Origin of the sequence: Micromonospora sp. A3M-1-15 (assembly GCF_024213425.1) — a bacterium.
Lineage (GTDB): Bacteria > Actinomycetota > Actinomycetes > Mycobacteriales > Micromonosporaceae > Micromonospora > Micromonospora chersina.
This window is the reverse complement of the sequence record NZ_JANAVK010000004.1, coordinates 248,726-270,516: the sequence shown is the minus strand read 5'-3', so window position 1 is coordinate 270,516 and position 21,791 is coordinate 248,726. Positions and strand designations below refer to the sequence as shown.

The following is a 21,791-nucleotide window of genomic DNA, read 5'->3' as shown; positions in this document are numbered from 1 at the left end:
GCACACGGCAACAGCACCGACCGCTGCGATCGCCTGGTCCCAGTCGCCACGTTCCTCGGCGAGCCGCGCAGTCTCAGACCAGTGAGCCATGGACATCATCGTAGGCAGCGTCGACCCTCAGCTCGGATTCATCTTGCGCTGGCTTCATGAGGATCACCAGCTGTGGAGTCACCACCAGCGATGAGGACGGACATGATCGTTCTGACGTTACTCTCCCGCCAGTTGGCTCTGCCTGGCGCGAGACGTGGTCGCTGCCCGCCAGCCGTGATCCGATCACGGTCTCGGAGATGGACCTGCGCTACAAGTACTTCGCGGCGAACGTGGAGATGACCGTCAGCGGCATGCCCTTCATCCGGCCGTCGGGACATCACCCGATCATCGATCTTGGCTTGTCCCTCAAGTGGGTCGAGAAGCGGCTTGCCGTCGGCGACGATGCGGCCTTCGGCTTCACCGAGCACCGCGAGGTGATCCATGTACGCGGAGCTGGGCCAACAGTCGCGATCGAGTCTTCGGAGTTCTCGTACCGCGCCGAGGCCGACAGGGGCACGCTGCTTGCCGAGCTTGCCCGGTTCACGGAGTCGGTCTATCACCGGCTCCTTCAGGAGGTCGCCGGTATCGGGGGCAACCCGGTGGTGCAGAGGCTCCGGCGCGGAAGCGGGCCGCTGTCACCTGAGCAGCGCCTCGAGCTCGGGAAGTCGGCCGAACAGTTGGGGGAGGCCGCGCACTCCGTTGCGCGCGGACTCGTGCGACAGCGCGAGGTCAGGGCCGGTGCTGGCTTCGACACCGGCGAGGCAGCGGAGGATGTTCCACCTCGTGTGCCCCAACCAGCCGCTGATCATGAACACGAACCAGCTTGGACCCGACGGCGGCAGCGCTCCGCCTCCTGCGACGTAGCCGTCGAGGACCGAGCGGAAGATGGCGGGCCTGATGTCGTCGAAGCCAGGTCCCTTCGCGAGGCTCAGCGCGGTCGAGCCGAGCTCACCGGACAAGTCGAGCATCCCCGAGAGCTCCCAGTCGAGCAGCACCGGCCGACCCTCCCGAGCGAGCAGGTTCCACGGTTGGATGTCCCTGTGGGTCAACACGACGGGGCCCGGTCGCTCGCAGGTGTCGACGAAGTGGGCAATCGCGAGGAACGTCTCGACCTGGGAGGTGAGTTCGCCGGCCCACGGCTGTCCGGTCGCCGTGGCCCGCTCGGCGAGCTCGGGCCAGTCCCGTGACGCCGGGTCCTCGGTCGAGACGTGGGGCCACGCGACGTCGAGCGCGTGGATGCGCGCGAGAATCTCACCGATCTCGAACGCGTACGCTGGCGACACGGGCGCTTCGGGCAGCTTCTCGCCCTCGACCCACCGGTGGACGAGCGTGTGGTGGCTGGCCGAGATCGGCTCTGGCATCGGGATTCCGGCGGCGAAGGCCGCCCGCTCGAACCTGAACACGTCCTCGGCGCGGTAGGTCCAGCGGCGATCGAGGAGGTTCAACTCCTTCACCGCGAATGACCCCTGGTCGGTGTCGAGTCGGTACATCCGGTTGGCGAACCCGCCGTGGACCCGGATCATCGGACCGATCGGCGCCCCGAGATGTGAAAGGTCCACCCCACGGAACCTAGGGCTGGCGGTTCGTCGATGCACCCGCTTTACCCGGGATGCGTGCCGACCCGTGCGGCGGACCAACACGCTGCCCGTCCGGCACCCGAAGCCCACCGGCTCCGCAACGCCGGCCGAATGCGGCAGGCGTCCGCCAACTGATCAGCGACTTCCGAGCGCGGATCGGGGCATGAGCGTGCGTGGTCAGCCGGCTGGCGAGCACCATCCATCGGCCATGGCGATGATGCGAGCGGTCACCGTGTCCGGATCCACGAGTTGATGCAGGTGAAGCCCTGGAACATGGCCGAAGTCCCAGCCGCGTTCCCGCGCGTCCTGCGCGGCTTGTTCGTACGGCGGACCGAACAGCAGATACCCACATGCCGCGCTGTCCCAGCCGTCCGGAACGGGAACCTTCTCCTCGTAGTAGCTCAACGGCAGGCGCGGCTGCTCGGCCGAGACAACACGCCGGGTCTGCGGATCCGGAAACATCGGCGCGACATCGGACTCGTCCCACCACGCCGTCCATTGCGGCAGCCTGCCACCGGTCGCTTTGGGCCGCAGAAAATCCAGCAGCTCAGGCGGTGCCACCGCCGTCGGCCCGCTGCGAGCGGGCAACGCCGCGTCGACGAACAAACAGCCCGCCACCGGACGCCGGGCAGCCTCGACGATGACCGGGACAAAGAGACCGGCGTTGCTGTGCGCGACCAGGACGACGGGGATGTCCAGCGGCAACTGGCCGATGGATCTGCCGACGGCCGCTGCGACCGACGGCCAGAACGGCGGTCCTGCATCCGCCACGCCGAGCAGCGAAGGCACCACCGTAACCGCACCCGAGGCCCTCAGCCTCGTCGCCACAGGCGCCCAGGTCAGAGGACCCACCGATGGGCTGTGCACAAGAACAATTGCGGCATCCACCGGTTCACCGTGCCTGACGTCGCCTGCTGGCCGCCACCCCGTCCGTCACGCCAACGGCGAACACGGCACCCGTGGATCCGCACGCTCACGCATCACCGGCCACCGCACGCTCATCGGCATGAGCTGGCGCTTCGCCACGCCGATCACTGTTGGCCCGCGGCTACGCGGGGAACCGCTTCCAGTGCCCCTCGGAGACGACCTCGACGGCGCCGTCGGTCACCTTGATGGCCGTCTCGTCGTCGATTGCGTACGCCGGACCCGCGATCTCGGCCGCCCATTTCTCGGCACCAGCCATGGTGTTGTCCGGCTCGAGACCCAGGTGCGGGAAGATCGAGAAGTCGACGACCCCCAGTGTGCGGTCGTCGGGCGCGGACTGCCACTCGACGAAGTCTGCACCGATCCGGGGGGTCAGCACCATGCTCCCCGCACTCAACCCCACCCAGACGGTGTCCCGCAGTGACGGCAGGAGGTCCGCCAGCCCGGACTGCCGCATCCAGTGGCACAGGTACGTGGCATCGCCGCCGGCCACGAGCATGACGTCAGCCTCCCGGACCCAGGGGACCCACCGCTCCTCGCCGATGCTGGGCAGCGCTGTCAGCTCGAGGACGCCCAGCGACTTCCAGCCCAGGCCGCACATGGGTAGCGGCGTCTGACCGGTGATGAAGCGCCAGGCCGAGGCTGGCCCGCCCATGGGGTGGACCGCCGTAGGGATGCAGAGGGCACTGGATTCGGCGATCGGCTTGCCCAGCAGGTCGACCAGCGCATCGCGGATGCTCGGGTTCTGGACGCCTGCGGACGTGAGAAGAAGCTTCACGCTTGCCTCCTGTACGTAGAGGTGATGAAACGCTCTCCCCGAGAGTCGGGAAAGGGGCGCACGGGAGTACAGACTGGACACCGTAGCGAAACTCATCGCCGCTGCGACCCCTCAAACCCTCGCAGGTGTTGACCATTGGGTCGGGCACGGAACGGGCACGACGGAGGTTCGGGAAAACATGGAGATCACTTCTGGCGGTACCCCCGGGCCGCGTCTTGCCGACCATCTAGCCGTTCTCGGCAACAACGTCCACGGCCGCCTCCCGCAGGCCCCGAGGGCGAAGGTCCTGGCAGAGATGTTCGTGCGTGCAGGCTGGCGCGCCCGCGCAAGCTCGTGGACCGACTATGAGGTCGAGCAAGAGTGGGCGTGCATCGAACTGGTCGAGCGGTCACCCGATGAACGCCTCTTCAGCGGCGTCGTTGATCCGTCCCGCGTAGACGAACTCGGTGCCGTCCTCGCGGGTTTGGGCCTGCGCTACTCGATTGAACTGTGGAGCGACGACGGAACAAGCCTTGTACGCGAACTCGCCGGATGACTCGTTCGGTGTGAAGGAACCACCAGCCGGCAACGAACTGCGCCCAGCAGCAGGGCTGCGCGGTCCGAGCGGTCCACCGACGTCCACGGACGTCCGGCGTTGCCCGCGCCCGTCGTCACTCAGTTGGCCACCCAGCCCGGGTATCAGACGTTGATGGCCGCCAAATTCGTAGGAGTGCGGTTCGGTGACGGCGCTAGCATCGGCCACCCGTCACCGTTGCAGCGGTCTCAGCGGAAGGAGCGGCAATGGCGGACGTGTCGGTCGAAATACCGTCGCCCCTGAGCAAGTGCATCATCTTTTGCGAGGTCGAGTGTGTCCGCGGGTGCTGCGGGATCGACGCCGTCTCCACCGATCCCGCCCTCATTGAGGCGTGGTGCCGTCGGGTGGGGGCGGTCGCGGTGGTCGAGGCTCGGCTTCAACTCGCCGAGCTGATCGAGGTGGTCGAGGACCGCTCACATCGCGTCACGTCGACATTCCTGAACCATCGCACGCACGACGATGCCGGGCGGCGTCAGTTGCTGGACTTCCTGGCCGCGTTCGACGCGGGACTCGCGGCCGGGGACGCGTCTGAGCCCCGCTCGTCAAGCGGGCCTTGACGCACGTACGGACGCTGCCGGAACAGGCGGAGTCGGCCTTCGTGTCACGGGCCGCGCCGCCGGCGGACACCGCCACAGTGGCGCAGTTGACCCAACCTCGCCCGGCACGGACCCGGCCCTCCCGGGCCGGAGCTGACCACCGGCGGACACCCCCGGCTGCACGACCTGCGGCACACGGTCGTGTCACTGCTGATGGAGCTGGGCGTCCCGCCGCACGTCGTCCAGGCCATCGCCCCGGCACGCCGACGTGAAGATCACCCTCAAGCTCTACTCGCACGCCAACCTCGACGTCATGCGGCAGGCGCTCGGCAAGCTCGACGGGCGACTCTCGCAGCCTCGTGGCTGTCACCGCCCCGGGATCTGATCTTCTCGGGGCGGTTTTCGCTGGTAGAGATGGGTGGGCGCGGCAGGTTTCGAACCTGCGACCCCTCGCTTGTAAGGCGAGTGCTCTCCCACTGAGCTACGCGCCCGGAACGCCCGTACGGCGGGCCGGAGCGGCAAGCTTACCTGCCGGCCTCCGACCCGGTCGAACGACGTGCCCGGGGGGATCAGGCGGCGACGGCCTCGGCCAGGGCCTTGCGCCAGCCCTGCTGGTCCCGGGCCTCACCGGGCATGTTCATCTCGGCGAACCGGACGACGCCGGCCTTGTCGATGACGAAGGTGCCCCGGTTGGCGATGCCCGCGACGTCGTTGAAGACGCCGTACGCCTGGGCCACCGCGCCGTGCGGCCAGAAGTCGGCCAGCAGCGGGAACTGGTAGCCCTCCCGGTCGGCCCAGATCTTGTGGGCGTACACCGAGTCGACGCTGACGGTCAGCACCTGGACGTCGTCGTTGACGTACTCGTTCAGGTTGTCCCGCACCTCGCACAGCTCGCCCTGGCAGATGCCGGTGAAGGCGAGCGGGTAGAAGACCAGCAGCACGGTGCGCCGGCCGCGGAAGTCGGCGAGCCGGACCTCCTGGTTGTTCTGGTCCTTGAGCACGAAGTCCGGCGCCTCGGCGCCAACCTCGATGGGCATGCGAGCTCCTTGGATCGGGTCTGGAGATGATCAGCCTGCCACACCCGGCGACGCCGGCCGCCGGGACGCGGGCCGGGCCCTACTTCTTGCCCTTGGACCCGCGGCGGAGCACGAGGCGGGCGCCGCTCCAGTCGCGGCCCGCGTTGATGGTGGAGGTCTGCTGGAGGCCGGCGGTCTGCGCGCTCTCCGCGACCTCGCTCGGCTCGACGTGGCCGTCGCGACCGGCCTTGGGGGTCAGGAGCCAGACCACGCCGTTGTCGGCCAGCGGTCCGAGGGCGTCGACGAGGAGCTCGAAGAGGTCGCCGTCGCCGTCGCGGTACCAGACGAGAACCGAGTCGACCACCTCGTCGGTGTCCTCGTCGACCAGCTCTCCACAGCGGTCGGTCAGGGCGTCCCGGAGATCCTGGTCGACGTCGTCGTCGTAGCCCATCTCCATGACGACCATCCCCGGCTCGATCCCGAACCGGTCCGCCAGGCTGCGTACCCCGTCGGCGGCCTGACCAGCGGTCGCGCTCACTGTCGCGTGCCTCCTCATCTCATCCTTGCTCGTGACGTCGTCCGACGCCGTCGGGCCCAGTCCACACAGTTGTGGCTCGCCGCGCAAGTGGCGCACCGGGTGGAACGGAATTTACCGTGCCAGCAGCGTACGGGCACCCTGGGTGATGGCTTCCTCGGAGACCAGAACCTGACGCGCTGCCGGACCTAATGGTACAAACGAGTCAAGTCCGGCCACTCGGCGCGCCGTGCCCACGTACCCGCCGTCGACCAGCGCGGCGATCACGCCCTCACCCACCCCGCCCGAGCGGCGGGTCTCGTCGACGACAAGCACCCGGCCGGTGGCCGAGGCCTCCCGGATGATGTCCGCCACGGGCAGCGGGGCCAGCCAGCGTAGGTCCACCACCCGGCTGCCGATCCCCTCGTCCGCCAGGGTGGCCGCCGCGCGCAGCGACATCCGGACGCCGTTGCCGAAGGTGATGATGGTGAGGTCCTCGGCCGAGCCGACCCCGTAGACGCGGGCGCGGCCGATCGGCACGTGGCGGCCGGCCCAGGCGCCGGGCTCGGCGTACTCGGCCAGCCACTCGCCGTCGCCGTCGGTGTAGAGGTCGCGGGTGTGGTAGAGCGCGATCGGCTCCAGGAAGACGCTGACCGCGCCGTCCACCGCGGCGGCGGCCAGGCAGGTACGCAGCATCGGCGCGGCGTCGTCCGGGCGGGCCGGCACCGCGATGACCAGCCCCGGCACGTCGCGGAGCACGGCCACCGAGTTGTCGTTGTGGAAGTGGCCGCCGAACCCCTCCTGGTACGCCAGCCCGGCGACCCGGACCACCATGGGGTTGCGGAAGGCTCCCCGGGAGAAGAACCGCATGGTCGCGGCCTCGCCCCGGATCTGGTCCTCGGCGTTGTGCAGGTACGCGAGGTACTGGATCTCCGGCACCGGCAGCATCCCGGCCACGCCCGCGCCCAGCGCGAGCCCGAGGATCGAGGTCTCGTCCAGCAGCGTGTCGAAGACGCGCGCCGCCCCGAACCTGTCCCGCAGGCCCTTGGTCACCCCGTACACCCCGCCCTTGGCGGCCACGTCCTCGCCGAAGACGGCCATCCCGGGGTGGTCGAGCATCCCGTCGGCCAGCGCCGCGTTGATGCTCTGCGCCAGGGTGAGCGAGCCGGCCAGTTCGGGCAGCCTGCCGCCGAACGCCTCCGTCCGGGCGCCGGCGGCCGGGCCCGCCGCCCGCGTCCCCGCGTCGGCGACCGCCCGGGAGATGCGGACCGGTCGGCGCGGGGCCAGTTCGGCCACCACGTCGACCGGGGAGGCCAGCTTCGGCTCGTCCAGCACCTCCTCGGCGAGCCGGCGGATCTGCCAGCCGCGCTCGTCGTACCGGGCCAGCAGTTCCTCGCCGGTGGCGTAACCGGCCTCGACCAGCCGCCGGGCGGTGGCCAGCAGCGGGTCCCGCGCCACGTCCGCGGCGATCTCGGCCGGGCTCCGGTACGCAGTCTCCGCGTCCGCGCCGGCGTGGCCCATCAGCCGCACGGTGCTCAGGTGCAGCACGGCCGGCCGCCGGTGCCGGCGTACCCAGGCCGCCGCCTCCCCCGCCACCCGGTACGCCTCGGCCACGTCCGTGCCGTCGGCGGCGAAGTAGCGGATTCCCGGCCTGGCCCGCAGGGTCGCGGCCACCCAACCCCGCGGTGAGCGCACGCTGATGCCGAGCCCGTTGTCCTCGCAGACGAAGAGGACCGGGATGCGCAGCCCGGTGTGGTCGTACCAGCCGGCGGTGTTGAACGCCGCCGTGGCGCTGGCGTGGTTGACCGAGGCGTCGCCGAACGAGCAGACCACGATGGCGTCCGGCGGCCAGGGCGCGTCCCCGTCGGGCCGCCGGCCGTTACGGCGCAGCCGTTCCAGGGCGAGGCCCATGCCGACCGCCCGGGGCAGGTGCGAGGCGATCGTGGAGGTGGTCGGGACGACCGCGAGGTCGGCCCGGCCGAACACCTTGTGCCGGCCCCCGGCGATCGGCTCCTCCGCGGAGGCCACCATCCCGCGCAGCACGTCGCGCGCCGCGGCCGCGTAGGCGTCGTCGGGGTCCGGCAACGGCAGTTCGGGTACGCCGGCCGTCGCCGACCCGGCGGCGTCCACGGCCACACCGGCGCCGGCCGGCAGGCTCTCCGCCTCGACCTCGACCTCGACCTCGGCACCGGCACCGGCACCGGCCCGAAGGGAGCCGCCCGGCGCCCCGCCGCCGTCGACCAGTGGCGCCTCCGTCGACGTCGACGTCGCCTCGCCGGACCCGATCTCCACGTCCGCATCCGCCCCGGCGCCGGACGGACCCGCCCCGGGGTCGGACGGGCCCTCACCGGGGACGGACGGATCAGCGCCCGTTCCGGACCGGGCAACGCCGGAGTCGGACAAGGCAACGCCGGAGTCGGACGAGGCAACGCCGGAGTCGGACGGATCAGCGTCGGGGTCGGCCGCCCGGGTTGCCGTGACCCCCTCGGGGTCCGGCGTGCCGGCGTCGAGCGCCGCGTCCGCGCCGTCGTCGCCGGGGCTACGCGGGTCGGGGATCAGGGCGGCCGGACCGGCGGCGTCGGGGACCGCCGGGCCGGCCGGGAAGGCGCCCGCCGCCTGGGCGGCGCGCAGGCAGTAGAAGGCCCCGGAGCGGTAGTGCAGCAGGGCGGGATCGGTCGGCCGCAGCGCGGCGGCCACCGCGGCGTTGCCCTCGTGGCCGGCGGAGCCGATCGTGTAGTAGCCCTCGCCGAAGCTGCGCAGCCAGCGCCCGGCGAGGTCGAGCAGCCGGCTGGTCAGCTGGGCGTCGAACAGGGCCAGCGCCTGCGCCCCGGTCAGCGGCGCGCCGCCGGGCAGCGGTTCACCGAGGGCACGCCGCTGGGCGGGGGCGCCGAGCGCGGTGAGGGCCGCCCGGAACCGGTCGTCGAGATCTTGCGGGGTGCTCACGTCGGACAGCATTACCGACCGGAGCCCACCTCGCCCAGTCGGACACGTTCCGCCCGGCCGGGGTCAGGACTCCCCGCACTGCTCCGGGCAACCGCCGTCGGAGACCTTCCAGACCAGCTCACGCAGGGTGGCCAGCTCTCCGGTGGTGAGCCCGCCGAGCAGTCGGGAGTCGGACATCACCAGCCGGACCCGTTCCCGGACCCGCCGGCCCTCCGCCGTCACCACAAGCGTCTTCTGCCGCCGGTCGGCCGGGTCGACCCGCCGCTCCACCAGCCCGGCCTGCTCCAGCTTGTCGACAAGCGCGGTGACGTTGGAGCGGTCGCAGCGCAACTGCTCGGCGAGGTCACGGGCGGGCAGCGGGCGGTCGGGGTCCAGCTCGTGCAGGGCGCGGGCGGCCGCCGGGGTGAGCCCCAGGGCGGCGATCTCCTCGTCCTGGTAGTGCCGCATGGCCGAGGCGATGTGCATGATCCGGCGCACCGCGTCGCCGGCCAGGCCGGAGCGGTCGCCCGCGTCGGAGCCGGCGGTGGGGACGGTGGACTGCGCCATGTCTCCCATGCTACGTGCGGCCCTGGTCACGGCCGCGAGCCGACGACCCCGGTACCGCTCGGGACCGGCCGGGTGTCCGGCGCCGGGCGGGTGGCCCGCCGGGCGGCGACGGCGCCGGCCAGCAGCAGGCCGGCGGTCAGGAGCGCCGGGGGCAGGGTGAGCGCCGGGCCGTGCCGGCCGGCCGCGCCCAGGGTGAGGTGCAGGCCGCCGACCAGGGTCACCCCCAGCACGGCGGCGAGCAGCGTGCCGGTGGAGACGGCCGCGGAGAGCGCCGCGGCGGCACCGGCCGGCACGACGGCGGTGAGGCGGGTGACCAGCGGGCTGAACGCCGCCGCGTGCGCCGCCCCGCCGGCCACCAGCAGCACGCTGCCCGCCGGCCACGGCCAGCCCGCCGTGGCGAGCCCCGCCAGCGCCACCACGACCGCCGCCAGCACCGGAGGGCCGGCGACCGGCAGCACCGCCCGGGCCCGCTCCGGCAGCCGTGCCACCGCCAGGCCGCACAGGGCGAAACCCGAGGCGTACGGGAGGAAGGCCAGTCCCGCCGCCAGCGCGGTGAAGCCCAGCCCGTCCTGGAGCCGCAGGGTGAGCACGAACAGGAAGCCCGCGTAGCAGCCCATCACCACGCAGCAGGCGAGCAGCCCGGCCGGCACTCCGGGGTGGCGCAGCACCGCCACGTCCAGCAGCGGGGCGGCGTCGCGGCGGGCGCGCCCGGCCTCGTACCCGAGGAAGAGCCGCAGTCCGGCGGCGCCGGCGGCGGCCACGGCGGCCCGGACCCACCCCGGCCAGCCGAGGTCCCCGCCGAGGACCAGCGGCAGCACCACGGTGAGCATCGCGGCGGCGAGCAGGAACGCGCCCGGAAGGTCCAGCGGCCCGCGCCGGGGCGGGTCGGCCGGCAGGCCGGCGAGGACCCGGCGCCCGGCGAGCTGGAGCACCACGCCGACCGGCACGTTGACCAGGAAGGCGAGCCGCCAGGTCAGCCCGCCGAGGTCGAGGGTCACCAGCAGCCCGCCGAGGACCTGCCCGGCGGCCACGCCGAGGGCCAGCACCATCGAGTACGCCCCGATCGCCCGCGCGCGGGCCGCGGCCGGGACCGCCGACTGGATCAGCGACAGCACCTGCGGCACCATCAGCGCGCCGGCCGCGCCCTGGGCCACCCGGGCCAGCACCAGCGCGACCGGCCCCGGGGCCAGGCCGCAGGCCAGCGAGGCGAGGGTGAACCCGGCCAGGCCGAGCAGGAAGACGCGCGGACTGCCGTGCCGGGCGCCGAGCCGGGCCCCGACCACCACGAGCACGGCGAAGGTGAGGGTGTAGCCGGCCAGCACGAGCTGCTGCACGGCCGGCGGCCCGGCCAGGTCGGCGCGGATCGCGGGCGCGGCCACGGCCGCGATGGAGGTGTCCATGGAGGCCATCGCCTGCCCGGTGAGCAGGACGGTGAGCAGGGCGGCGGTCCGGCGGTTCGACTCGGTCACGACGGCCACCCTGCCGGCCGGGCGGCCGGCGGTCTTGTCGATCCTTGCGGGACGGTCCTGTCACCCGGTCGGCCTACGCTGACCGGCATGCGTACCGCCGTGCCGGTGCTGGCGCACCCGGACTTCTCGATCACCGTGGTGCGGTGCCGGGACGACCACATCGGGTGGTCCGCGCCCGAGCCGGCCACCGCGTACGGCCTGGTGCTGACCCGTCGCGGCGGCTTCCGCCGGGCCGGGCGCGGCGGGGCCGAGTTCGTCGAGCCGACCCTGGCCTACCTGACCGTGCCCGGTGAGGAGGAGCGCTTCGCCCACCCGGCGGGCGGGGACGACTGCACCTCGGTGCACCTGTCGGAGCGGCTGTGGCGGGAGCTGTTCGCGGACCGGCCGGTGCCGCCCGTGGTGCACGTCGACGCCCGCGTGGACCTGGCCCACCGGCTGCTGCTGCGGGCCACCGCCGACCCCGACCACGCGGCGGCCGAGCGGCTCGTCCGGCTGGTCGGCGGGGCCACCGGACCGGCGGCGGGCGGGGGCGGGCGGGACCGGCGGCTGGTCGAGCGCGCCCGGGCCGCCCTGCACGACGGCGCTCCCGAGGCCGCCGGGCTGCTGCCGCTGGCCCGCGCGCTCGGGGTCTCGCCCTACCGGCTCAGCCGGGAGTTCCAGGCCCGGGTCGGGGTGCCGCTGACCCGCTACCGCAACCGGCTGCGGGTCGGGCGCCTCCTCGACCGGCTCGAGGAGGGCGCCGAGAGCCTGGCCGGCCTGGCCGCCGAGCTGGGCTTCGCCGACCAGGCCCACCTGACCCGCACGGTCCGGGCCCAGCTGGGCCACACCCCGGGCCGGCTGCGCCGGCTGCTGGGCTGAGCCGGCGCGACGTTCCCGCCGCCGGCCGCTGTTCGGCAAGAAGTGCCGTCCCCGGTCGCCTGCCGGCCACCTGGCGGACATCGACGGTCGCGAGGCTGCCCGGAGTCGAGGAACCGGACTCCGGGGAGGAAACCGATGGCACTGTCCCGACGTACCATCCTGCTCAGCGGCGCGGCGCTCGGCGCCGCCGGAGCGGTGACCGGGCTGCCGGCCGTGGCCGGCGCGGCGGCCGCCGGCCCGCTGCGCAGCGACCCGTTCACCCTCGGGGTGGCCTCCGGCGACCCGGACCACGAGGGCTTCGTGCTGTGGACCCGGCTGGCCCCCGAACCGCTCGCCGAGGACGGCCTGGGCGGGATGCCGTCCCGGGTGGTGCCGGTGCACTGGGAACTGGCCGCCGACGAGAACTTCCGGCACGTGGTCCGCCGCGGCGCCGAGCCGGCCCGCCCGGAGTCGGCGCACAGCGTGCACGTCGAGCTGGACGGTCTGCTCCCCGGCCGGGAGTACTTCTACCGGTTCCGGGCCGAGCGGTGGATCTCCCCGGTCGGGCGCACCCGCACGGCGCCGCCGCCGTGGGCCCTGCCGTCGGCGCTGGCCATGGGCTTCGTCTCCTGCTCCCAGTACGAGCACGGCTACTTCACGGCCTACCGGCGGCTGGCCGAGACCGAACCGGAGCTGATCCTGCACCTCGGCGACTACCAGTACGAGTACGCGCCGGACACCTACACGGTGCCGGGCGGCAACCCGCGCGACCACGAGGGACCGGAGACCCGGACGCTTGCCAACTACCGGCAGCGGCACGCCCAGTACAAGACCGACGCCGACCTCCAGGCGGCGCACGCGGTCGCGCCCTGGGTGGTGGTCTTCGACGACCACGAGGTGGAGAACAACTGGGCCGACGAGGTGCCCGAGGCGCCGGACCCGGACTTCCCGGCCCGGCGGGCGGCGGCGTTCCAGGCGTACTACGAGAACATGCCGCTGCGGCGCACCTCGATCCCGCGCGGCATCGACATGCAGCTCTACCGGCGGGTGCGCTGGGGCCGGCTGGCCACCTTCCACATGCTCGACACCCGGCAGTACCGGGACGACCAGGGCTGCGGCGACGGCTACAAGGACTGCGCGGCCGCGTACGACCCGGCCCGGTCCATCACCGGCGCCGAGCAGGAGGCCTGGCTGCTGGACGGGTTCCGCCGTTCCGAGGCCCGCTGGGACATCCTCGGCCAGCAGGTCTTCTTCGCCCAGCGGGACAACAACTCCGGCCCGCTCACGGTGACCAGCATGGACGCCTGGGACGGGTACGTCGCCTCCCGGGACCGGATCACCCGGGGCTGGGTGGCCGCCGGGGTGCGCAACCCCGTGGTGCTCACCGGCGACGTGCACGCGCACTGGGCCAGCGACCTCAAGCTGGACTACGCCGAACCGACCTCCCGCACGGTCGGCAGCGAGCTGGTCTGCTCCTCGATCACCTCCGGCGGCGACGGCGCGGACTCGGCCACCGGTTCGCACCCGTGGCTGAGGTTCAACCCGCACCTGCGCTTCCAGAACAACCTGCGCGGCTACGTCCGCACCACGATCACCCCGGCCCAGCTCGCCGCGAACTTCGACGTGCTGCCGTACGTGAGCCGGCCGGACGCGCCCGCGCACACCCGGGCCACCTTCGTCATCGAGGACCGGGTGCCGGGCCTGAACCTCACGTACGACCGGCCGCCGGCCGCCGCCCGGAGCCTGGCCCCGGAGGCTGCGGCCGACCTGGGCCGGCAGACGGTGGAGTCGGAGACCGTCCGCCCCTGACCCCGGGGCGGTACGCGGTGGCCGTCCGGACCCGGGCGGCCGCCGCCGGCTCAGCCGGGCAGGAAGGAGAAGCGGACCTGCCGGCTCGGGTTGTCGCCGTTGGTGTCGACAAGGCAGATCGACTGCCAGGTGCCGAGCTGGAGCCGCCCGCCGAGCACCGGCAGGGTGGCGTACGGGGGGACGAGGGCCGGCAGCACGTGATCCCGGCCGTGCCCGGGCGAGCCGTGCCGGTGCCGCCAGCGGTCGTCGGCGGGGAGCAGGGCGTCGAGCGCCCGCAGCAGGTCGTCGTCCGAGCCGGAGCCGGTCTCGATGATCGCCAGCCCGGCGGTGGCGTGCGGCACGAAGACGTGCAGCAGGCCGTCCCCCTGCCCGGCGACGAACCCCTCGGCCTCGCTGGTGATGTCCCGGACGGTCGGCCGCGACCCGGTCTGGACGGTGATCACCTCACTACGCATACGGCGCATTCTGCCGCAACCGGGCGACAACCGCCGCCGGGGCCGCCGCCCGGTCCCGCGTACCCCGACGGTCGCGCAAAGTTACTGGCGAGTACCTGTGTTCAGCGTCGCGTCTGGGGGAGGGAGACGTGACGACGAGCGCCACCAGGGGGCAGGATGGCGCTAGAGACCTATCCCACACAGAACCGAGGGAACGCCTGTGGCTACGGAACGCAAGCGCCCGGTGATCACCGCTGGTCTGCCGAGCCAGCTTCCGGACATCGACCCTGACGAAACCAGCGAATGGGTCGAGTCGCTTGACGGTGTCATCGACGAGCGCGGAACCAAGCGCGCCCGCTACGTCATGCTGCGCCTGCTGGAGCGGGCCCGCGAGCGGCAGGTCGGGGTGCCGTCCCTGACCACCACCGACTACATCAACAGCATCCCGCCGGAGCGCGAGCCCTGGTTCCCGGGCGATGAGCACATCGAGCGGCGGATCCGGGCGTACATCCGGTGGAACGCCGCCATGCTGGTGCACCGGGCGCAGCGGCCCGAGATCGGCGTGGGCGGCCACATCTCCACCTTCGCCAGCTCGGCGTCCCTCTACGAGGTGGGCTTCAACCACTTCTTCCGGGGCAAGGACCACCCCGGTGGCGGCGACCACATCTTCTACCAGGGCCACGCCTCCCCCGGCATGTACGCGCGGGCCTTCCTGGAGGGGCGGCTCAGCGCCGACCAGCTCGACGGCTTCCGGCAGGAGCTGTCGCACCCGGGTGGCGCGCTGCCGTCCTACCCGCACCCGCGGCTGATGTCGGACTTCTGGGAGTTCCCCACCGTCTCGATGGGCCTCGGGCCCATGAACGCGATCTACCAGGCACGGTTCAACCGCTACCTGCAGCACCGCGGCATCAAGGACACCTCCCAGCAGCACGTCTGGGCGTTCCTCGGCGACGGCGAGATGGACGAGGTCGAGTCGCTCGGCGCGATCGGCGTGGCCGCCCGCGAGGAGCTGGACAACCTCACCTTCGTGATCAACTGCAACCTGCAGCGGCTGGACGGCCCGGTCCGCGGCAACGGCAAGGTCATGCAGGAGCTGGAGGCGTTCTTCCGGGGCGCCGGCTGGAACGTCATCAAGGTGGTCTGGGGCCGGGAGTGGGACCCGCTGCTCGCGGCGGACACCGACGGCGCCCTGGTCAACCTCATGAACACCACGCCCGACGGTGACTACCAGACCTACAAGGCGGAGTCCGGGGCGTACGTCCGGGAGCACTTCTTCGGCCGCGACCCGCGGACCCGCAAGATGGTCGAGCACCTCAGCGACGACGAGATCTGGAACCTCAAGCGGGGTGGCCACGACTACCGGAAGCTCTACGCGGCCTACAAGGCGGCCATGGAGCACACCGGCCAGCCGACGGTGATCCTGGCCAAGACCATCAAGGGCTGGACGCTGGGCTCGCACTTCGAGGCCCGCAACGCCACCCACCAGATGAAGAAGCTGACGCTGGAGGACCTCAAGCTCTTCCGCGACCGGCTCTACCTCGACATCCCGGACAAGCAGCTGGAGGACAACCCGTACCTCCCGCCGTACTTCCACCCGGGCGAGAAGTCCGACGAGATCGAGTACCTGCACGAGCGGCGCAAGCAGCTCGGCGGCTACCTGCCGACCCGCCGGACCACCGGCAAGACGCTGCAGATCCCGGGCGCCGAGCGCTTCGCCGACGTCAAGCGCGGCTCGGGCAAGCAGAAGGTGGCCACCACCATGGCCTTCGTCCGCCTGCTCAAGGACCTGATGAAGGACAAGGAGTTCGGCAAGCGCTGGGTGCCGATCATCCCGGACGAGGCCCGCACCTTCGGCATGGACTCGCTCTTCCCGACGGCGAAGATCTACTCGCCGCACGGCCAGCGGTACACCTCGGTGGACCGGGAGCTGTTCCTGTCCTACAAGGAGGCCACCACCGGCCAGATCCTGCACGAGGGGATCAACGAGGCCGGCTCGGTCGCCTCGTTCACCGCGGCCGGCACGTCCTACGCCACGCACGACGAGCCGATGATCCCGCTCTACATCTTCTACTCGATGTTCGGGTTCCAGCGGACCGGCGACGGGCTCTGGGCCGCGGCCGACCAGATGGCGCGGGGCTTCCTGCTCGGCGCGACCGCCGGCCGGACCACGCTCAACGGTGAGGGCCTCCAGCACGAGGACGGCCACTCGCTGCTGCTCGCCGCCACCAACCCGGCGGTGGCCGCCTACGACCCGGCGTTCGCCTTCGAGATCTCGCACATCATGGAGAACGGCCTGCACCGGATGTACGGCGAGGCGCAGGAGAACATCTTCTACTACCTCACCGTCTACAACGAGCCGATCTTCCAGCCGGCCGAGCCGGAGGGCGTGGACGTCGAGGGCATCGTCAAGGGCATCTACCGCTACTCGCCGGCCCCGCAGGTCGACGGGGACGCGCCGAAGGCCAACATCCTGGCCTCCGGCACGGGCATGCAGTGGGCGCTCAAGGCGCAGAAGCTCCTCGCCGAGGACTGGGGGGTGGCCGCCGACGTCTGGTCGGTGACGTCCTGGACCGAGCTGCGGCGGGACGCGGTGGAGTGCGAGGAACACAACCTGCTCAACCCGGGCGGCGAGCAGCGGGTGCCGTACATCCAGCGGAAGCTGGCCGACGCCGACGGGCCGAAGGTCGCGGTGAGCGACTGGATGCGCGCGGTGCCGGACCTGATCGCCCGCTGGGTGCCCGGCGACTACACCTCGCTCGGCACCGACGGCTTCGGCATGTCGGACACCCGGCACGCGCTGCGCCGCCACTTCCACGTGGACGCCGAGTCGGTGGCCGTCGCGACGCTGCGCCAGCTCGCCCTGCGCGGCGCCGTGCCGACCCACGTGCCGGCCGAGGCCGCCAAGAAGTACGCCCTGGACGACGTCAACGCCGCTCCGGTCGGGGAGACCGGCGGCGACAGCTGACCCGTACGGCACGACAGGGGCCCGGCGCGCGAAGCGCCGGGCCCCTTCGCCGCCTTCCGCCGGCACTCACGCCGACGCGCCGGCCGGGGTCAGGGCGGCGATGAAGGGCTCGACGGCGGCGCGCCAGCCGGCCGGGTTGTCGTAGTGCAGGACGTGCCCGGCGTCGGGCACCAGCGCGAACCGGCCGTCGGGCAGCAGCGCGGCCATCTCCCGCTGGCGGTCGACCGGCTGGTCGCTCTCCGCCCCGGCCACCACGAGCGCCGGGCAACGGACCGAGCCGAGTTCCGGCCGGTGGTCGCGGTCCGCCCAGTGCGCCAGGGAGGCGAGCAGGTGCGCGGGGCGGGCCAGCGGGCGCCAGCCGTCCGGGCCGCCGGCCATCACCTCCACGAAGGACTCCCCCTCGGTGCGCCGTGCGGCGCCGAAGTAGTCCCGCACGTCGGCGAGGGTGGGGAAGGGCACCGGCCAGTCGGCCAGCCACCGACGCCAGCGGTCGACCAGGTCGGGCGGGGTCACCGGGTTCATGTCGGCGATCACCACGCCGCGGACCAGGTCCGGCCGGGCGCCGGCGAGCTGCCAGGCGGTGAGGCCGCCCATCGAGTGGCCGACCACCAGCGCCGGGCCGAGGTCGAGCGCCTCGATCACCGCCGTCGCGTCGCCGACGTACGCCGCCCGGTCGTACGGGCCGTCGGGCTTGTCGCTGTGGCCGTGCCCGCGGGCGTCGTAGCCCACCACCCGGCCGTGGCGGGTGAGCCAGCGGGCGGTGGCCGTCCAGTTGGCGGCTCGACCGGTGAGCCCGTGCAGCAGCAGGATGCCGGGGCCGTCGCCCCCGAAGTCGACCACGTTGAGCCCGGTCCCGCCGTGTCCCGTGACGCGCATGCGATTCTCCTGTACCTCGAAACGAGGTACACCGTATCGAGGTACTGGGACGGACGGCAAGGCAGAATGCGGGGGTGCTGGAGTTGGCGATCCTGGGGTTCCTCGGCGAGGAACCGCTGCACGGGTACGAGCTGAAGAGCCGCATCACGCGCCTCGCCGGGTACGCCCGGCCGGTGAGCGACGGCAGCCTCTACCCGGCGATCAACCGGTTGGAGCGGGCCGGGCTGGCCAGCCGGCAGCGGGAGCCCGGCGCGGCGGCGGCGCCGCGACACACCCTCTCGCTGACCGCGGCGGGACGGGAGGAGCTGCGGCGGCGGTTGCGGGATCCGGCGGAGCTGGACGTCACCGACCAGAACCGGTTCTTCACCCTGCTCGCCTTCCTGGGCCAGCTCGCCGACCCGGCCGCGCAGGCGGCGGTGCTCGAACGCCGGCTGGCCTTCCTCGACCAGCCGGCGAGCTTCTTCGCCACCGGCGACCGGCCGCAGCGGGCCGCCGAGCAGGCCGATCCCTTCCGGCGCGGGATGCTGGTGATGGCCCGGGACATCAGCCGGGCCGAGCGGTCCTGGCTCCGGGCCACCATCTCCGACCTGCGGGCGGGCTGAGCGCGCCGGAGGCGACGATGGTCCGGCGTCCCTGGCGGGGACGCCGGACCATCGTCGTCGCGGGTGGCGCCGGGACAGGCTCGGTCAGCCGACGGCGGCCAGGTCGGTGAGCCGGGCCAGCGAGTCCTCCAGATCGGCGCCGACCCGGCGCAGGCCGAGCCGGAGCAGAGCGGCCTTGACGGGTCCGGCGGGCCACCGCACGACGATGAGCCGCACGACCGTCCCGCCCTCCTCCTCGTCCGGGGTCAGCTGTACGTAGATCTCGGTGCGCGCCTCGGCCCGGGCCCCGGCGCCCCTGGCCCGTTCGCGCCACCCGATCAGGGTCGGCTCCTGGTAGGCGATGACCTCGGCCTCGTGTGCCGCGCCGCGCCCGGCCTGGACCAGTTGTCGCCGCCCGAAGCCCTCCCCCGACAGGACCTCGGCCGCGCGGACCCCCGCCAGCCAGGCCGGCAACTGCTCGGCCCGCTGAACGACGTCCCAGACCGCTTCCACCGGCGCCACCACGTGCGCACTGCGTTCCACGAGGATCATGTCTATCTTTCCCCCACTTAAAACACATCCGCGATATTCGGCACTCTATGTGTAAATCGGACTTAAGTGGACGCGTTCGGAAAAGACACGCCGAAAACCCTTGCCTACCTGCGGTTTCAGGCCTATGGCGCGACGGCCGCCCGGGCCCTAGAGTCGCGAGCACGCTTCGCGTTTCTGGGAGGGCGAATGACGAGCGCGCCGATGCCCGAGTTCCCCGCCGGCTTCCGGTGGGGGGTGTCCACCTCCGCGTACCAGATCGAGGGGGCGGCCACCGCCGACGGCCGCGGGCCGTCCATCTGGGACACCTTCGCCCACTCCCCGGGCCGGATCGCCGACGGCAGCACCGGCGACGAGGCGTGCGACCACTACCACCGCTACGCCGAGGACGTCGGGCTGCTGGCCGGGCTCGGGGTGTCCGCGTACCGGTTCTCCATCGCCTGGCCCCGCGTGCAGCCCACCGGCGCGGGCCCGGCCAACCCCGCCGGGCTGGACTTCTACGACCGGCTGGTCGACGCCCTGCTCGCCGCCGGCGTGGACCCGGTCGCCACCCTCTTCCACTGGGACCTGCCGCAGGCCCTGGAGGACGCCGGAGGCTGGCTGAACCGGGACACCGCCGACCGCTTCGCCGAGTACGCCGACCTGGTCGCCGCCCGCCTCGGCGACCGGGTGAAGCTCTGGATCACCCTCAACGAGCCGTTCATCCACATGAGCCTCGGGCACGGCATGGGCGTGCACGCCCCCGGCCGGATGCTGCTCTTCGACGCCTTCCCGGTGGCCCACCACCAGCTCCTCGGGCACGGCCTCGCGGTCTCCGCGCTGCGCGCCCGCGGCACCGCGCCGGTGGCCATCGCCAACAACTACTCCCCCGTGCGGCTGGCCGGGGAGACCGACGCCGACCGGGCCGCCGGGGCGGCGTACGACGCGCTGCACAACCGGCTCTTCACCGACCCGCTGCTCGGCCGCGGCTACCCGGACGAGCCGGGCTTCGACCCGGCCGTGGTCCGCGCCGGCGACCTCGACGTGATCGCCGCGCCCATCGACGTGCTCGGGCTGAACTACTACAACCCCACCGGCATCCGGGCGCCCGCCGAGGAGGACTCGCCGCTGCCGTTCGAGATCGTGCCGCTGGACGGCTACCCGCGTACCGCCTTCGACTGGCCGGTGGCCCCGGACGGGCTGCGCGAGCTGCTGCTCCAGCTCCACCAGCGGTACGGCGACGCGCTGCCGCCCATCCAGATCACCGAGAGCGGCTGCGCGTACGACGACGAGCCGGACGCCGACGGCCGGGTGGCCGACCCGGACCGGATCGCGTACCTCGACGGGCACCTGCGGGCGGTGCGCGAGGCGATGGCCGCCGGGGTGCCGGTCACCGGGTACTTCGTCTGGTCGCTGCTGGACAACTGGGAGTGGGCCGAGGGCTTCACGAAGCGGTTCGGCCTCGTGCACGTCGACTACGCCACCCAGCGGCGCACCCCGAAGTCCTCGTACGCCTGGTTCCGGGAGCTGGTCCGGCGATGACCACCGTCAACCCCACGCCGGCCTCGCTGCCGGCGGCGCTCGCCGAGCCGACCGTGCCGGTGCGGCGGAGCTGGATCGCGCTGATCTTCGCGGCCAACCTGGGCGTCTGGATGGCCTTCTTCACCCCGATCCAGGTGCTCCTGCCGCAGCAGGTGGAACGCATCGCGCCGGGCGACAAGGAGGCAATGCTGGCGGTGGTCACCGGCCTCGGCGCGCTCGCCGCGGTGCTGGCCAACCCCCTCGCGGGCGCGCTGTCGGACCGTACCTCGCTGCGGCTGGCCAACCGGCACTTCGGCCGCCGGCACGTCTGGACCGCGTGCGGGGCCGTGGTCGGCGCGTTCGCCCTCGTGGTGCTGGCCCGGCAGGACAGCATCGCCGGGGTGGCGGTCGCCTGGGTCGCCGCCCAGGTCTGCTTCAACGCCATGCTGGCCAGCCTCACCGCGGCCATCCCGGACCGGGTGCCGGTGGCGCAGCGCGGCGGCGTCTCCGGCTGGGTGGGCATCCCGCAGGCGCTCGGCCTGGTGGTCGGCGCGGTGCTGGTCACCGCCGTGGTCACCGGCAACGCCGCCGGGTACGCCGCCATCGCGCTCGCAGTGCTGCTGCTGTCCCTGCCGTTCGCGCTGCTCACCCAGGACGACCCGCTGCCCCGGGAGCACCGGTCGGCGCTGCGGCCGCGCGCGCTGCTCGCCTCGATGTGGATCAGCCCGCGGCGGCACCCCGACTTCGCCTGGGCCTGGTTCACCCGCTTCCTGGTGCAGACCGGCAACGCGCTGGGCACGCTCTACCTGCTCTACTTCCTCACCGACGGGGTGCGGGTGGCCGACCCCGAGGGCGCCCTGCTGGTGCTGATCCTGCTCTACACGGTCGGCATGATGCTCACCGCCGTGGTGGCCGGACGCCTTTCCGACCGCTCGGGCCGGCGCAAGGTCTTCGTGATCGTCTCCGGCCTGATCATGGCGGTGGCGGCCACGCTCCTCGCGATGGCCCCGACCTGGCCGATGGCGATCGTCGCCGCGCTGCTGCTCGGCGCCGGCTACGGGGTCTACCTGGCCGTGGACGCCGCGCTCATCACCCAGGTGCTGCCGGCCGCCACCGACCGGGCCAAGGACCTCGGCGTGATCAACATCGCCAACTCGGCGCCGCAGGTGCTCGGCCCGGCGCTCTCCGCCCCGATCGTGGTCCACCTGGGCGGCTACCCCACCCTCTACGCGGTCACCGCGGCGGTCACCCTGGTCGGCAGCGTCCTCGTCCTGAAGATCAGGACGGTGCCCTGAACCAGCCCCCTGCCGGATTGCGGTGGCGGGCCGCCGTA

Annotated in this window: 20 protein-coding genes and 1 tRNA gene; 8 read left to right on the top strand and 13 right to left on the bottom strand. The window is 72.8% G+C overall.

What is annotated here, in order from left to right; genetic code table 11:
* Positions 1-128 precede the first annotated feature (128 nt).
* From NLX85_RS21720 to NLX85_RS21705, 4 genes are all read right to left on the bottom strand, one after another.
* The gene (locus NLX85_RS21720) at positions 129-473 is read right to left on the bottom strand and encodes a hypothetical protein (protein WP_254337951.1); all 345 of its coding nucleotides are present in this window, start codon (positions 471-473) and stop codon (positions 129-131) included.
* A gap of 192 nt (positions 474-665) precedes the next feature.
* The gene (locus tag NLX85_RS21715) at positions 666-1,589 is read right to left on the bottom strand and encodes a phosphotransferase (protein WP_254337949.1); all 924 of its coding nucleotides are present in this window, start codon (positions 1,587-1,589) and stop codon (positions 666-668) included.
* 195 nt (positions 1,590-1,784) lie between these two features.
* Positions 1,785-2,396, bottom strand: coding sequence for an alpha/beta hydrolase (locus NLX85_RS21710; protein ID WP_254337947.1), 612 nt, complete (start codon positions 2,394-2,396; stop codon positions 1,785-1,787).
* A 259-nt stretch (positions 2,397-2,655) separates the two neighbouring features.
* Positions 2,656-3,309 (bottom strand): Type 1 glutamine amidotransferase-like domain-containing protein, encoded by a 654-nt coding sequence (locus tag NLX85_RS21705; RefSeq protein WP_254337945.1) that lies wholly within the window; start codon positions 3,307-3,309, stop codon positions 2,656-2,658.
* A 178-nt stretch (positions 3,310-3,487) separates the two neighbouring features.
* On the opposite strand from NLX85_RS21705, the gene NLX85_RS21700 reads away from it, so the two are divergent.
* Together NLX85_RS21700 and NLX85_RS21695 are read left to right on the top strand one after the other, a co-directional pair.
* The gene (locus NLX85_RS21700; RefSeq protein WP_254337943.1) at positions 3,488-3,844 is read left to right on the top strand and encodes a hypothetical protein; all 357 of its coding nucleotides are present in this window, start codon (positions 3,488-3,490) and stop codon (positions 3,842-3,844) included.
* Between the two features lie 245 nt (positions 3,845-4,089).
* Positions 4,090-4,440 carry a DUF6331 family protein gene (locus tag NLX85_RS21695; RefSeq protein ID WP_254337941.1) on the top strand — a complete coding sequence of 117 codons (351 nt, stop codon included), beginning with the start codon at positions 4,090-4,092 and terminating at the stop codon, positions 4,438-4,440.
* A 398-nt stretch (positions 4,441-4,838) separates the two neighbouring features.
* On the opposite strand, the gene NLX85_RS21690 is transcribed toward NLX85_RS21695, so the two are convergent.
* The 6 genes from NLX85_RS21690 to NLX85_RS21665 all read right to left on the bottom strand — a co-directional run bounded on the left by NLX85_RS21690 (position 4,839) and on the right by NLX85_RS21665 (position 10,907).
* A tRNA-Val gene (locus tag NLX85_RS21690) sits at positions 4,839-4,910 on the bottom strand.
* 78 nt (positions 4,911-4,988) lie between these two features.
* Complete coding sequence (locus NLX85_RS21685; protein WP_091269137.1) at positions 4,989-5,456, bottom strand: peroxiredoxin; 468 nt, start codon at positions 5,454-5,456, stop codon at positions 4,989-4,991.
* A 79-nt stretch (positions 5,457-5,535) separates the two neighbouring features.
* Positions 5,536-5,973 (bottom strand): DUF3052 domain-containing protein, encoded by a 438-nt coding sequence (locus NLX85_RS21680; RefSeq protein WP_091319704.1) that lies wholly within the window; start codon positions 5,971-5,973, stop codon positions 5,536-5,538.
* 111 nt (positions 5,974-6,084) lie between these two features.
* Complete coding sequence (locus tag NLX85_RS21675) at positions 6,085-8,892, bottom strand: thiamine pyrophosphate-dependent enzyme (protein ID WP_374628185.1); 2,808 nt, start codon at positions 8,890-8,892, stop codon at positions 6,085-6,087.
* A 63-nt stretch (positions 8,893-8,955) separates the two neighbouring features.
* A complete protein-coding gene (locus NLX85_RS21670; protein WP_254337937.1) occupies positions 8,956-9,438 on the bottom strand; it encodes a MarR family winged helix-turn-helix transcriptional regulator in 483 nt (160 codons plus the stop codon).
* Positions 9,439-9,464: 26 nt separating this feature from the next.
* A complete protein-coding gene (locus tag NLX85_RS21665; RefSeq protein WP_254337935.1) occupies positions 9,465-10,907 on the bottom strand; it encodes an MFS transporter in 1,443 nt (480 codons plus the stop codon).
* An 87-nt stretch (positions 10,908-10,994) separates the two neighbouring features.
* Between NLX85_RS21665 and NLX85_RS21660 the strand changes: the two genes are divergently transcribed.
* Positions 10,995-11,765: an AraC family transcriptional regulator gene (locus tag NLX85_RS21660; RefSeq protein ID WP_254337933.1), complete on the top strand. Its 771-nt coding sequence runs from the start codon at positions 10,995-10,997 to the stop codon at positions 11,763-11,765.
* 135 nt (positions 11,766-11,900) lie between these two features.
* Positions 11,901-13,553 carry an alkaline phosphatase gene (locus tag NLX85_RS21655; protein WP_254337931.1) on the top strand — a complete coding sequence of 551 codons (1,653 nt, stop codon included), beginning with the start codon at positions 11,901-11,903 and terminating at the stop codon, positions 13,551-13,553.
* A gap of 50 nt (positions 13,554-13,603) precedes the next feature.
* On the opposite strand, the gene NLX85_RS21650 is transcribed toward NLX85_RS21655, so the two are convergent.
* Complete coding sequence (locus NLX85_RS21650) at positions 13,604-14,008, bottom strand: secondary thiamine-phosphate synthase enzyme YjbQ (RefSeq protein ID WP_254337929.1); 405 nt, start codon at positions 14,006-14,008, stop codon at positions 13,604-13,606.
* A gap of 199 nt (positions 14,009-14,207) precedes the next feature.
* Between NLX85_RS21650 and aceE the strand changes: the two genes are divergently transcribed.
* Complete coding sequence (gene aceE, locus NLX85_RS21645) at positions 14,208-16,952, top strand: pyruvate dehydrogenase (acetyl-transferring), homodimeric type (RefSeq protein WP_308210787.1); 2,745 nt, start codon at positions 14,208-14,210, stop codon at positions 16,950-16,952.
* Between the two features lie 66 nt (positions 16,953-17,018).
* On the opposite strand, the gene NLX85_RS21640 is transcribed toward aceE, so the two are convergent.
* Positions 17,019-17,828, bottom strand: coding sequence for an alpha/beta fold hydrolase (locus NLX85_RS21640; RefSeq protein ID WP_254337927.1), 810 nt, complete (start codon positions 17,826-17,828; stop codon positions 17,019-17,021).
* Positions 17,829-17,902: 74 nt separating this feature from the next.
* Between NLX85_RS21640 and NLX85_RS21635 the strand changes: the two genes are divergently transcribed.
* Complete coding sequence (locus NLX85_RS21635; protein WP_254337925.1) at positions 17,903-18,430, top strand: PadR family transcriptional regulator; 528 nt, start codon at positions 17,903-17,905, stop codon at positions 18,428-18,430.
* A gap of 84 nt (positions 18,431-18,514) precedes the next feature.
* On the opposite strand, the gene NLX85_RS21630 is transcribed toward NLX85_RS21635, so the two are convergent.
* Positions 18,515-18,961 carry an SRPBCC family protein gene (locus tag NLX85_RS21630; protein ID WP_091319671.1) on the bottom strand — a complete coding sequence of 149 codons (447 nt, stop codon included), beginning with the start codon at positions 18,959-18,961 and terminating at the stop codon, positions 18,515-18,517.
* Between the two features lie 186 nt (positions 18,962-19,147).
* Here NLX85_RS21630 and NLX85_RS21625 point away from each other — a divergent pair, with 186 nt between their 5' ends.
* Positions 19,148-20,479, top strand: a complete 1,332-nt coding sequence (locus tag NLX85_RS21625) for a GH1 family beta-glucosidase (RefSeq protein WP_254337923.1) — start codon at positions 19,148-19,150, stop codon at positions 20,477-20,479.
* Complete coding sequence (locus NLX85_RS21620) at positions 20,476-21,753, top strand: MFS transporter (RefSeq protein ID WP_254337921.1); 1,278 nt, start codon at positions 20,476-20,478, stop codon at positions 21,751-21,753. The genes NLX85_RS21625 and NLX85_RS21620 overlap by 4 nt, the downstream gene beginning before the upstream one ends.
* The last annotated feature ends 38 nt before the right edge of the window (positions 21,754-21,791 follow it).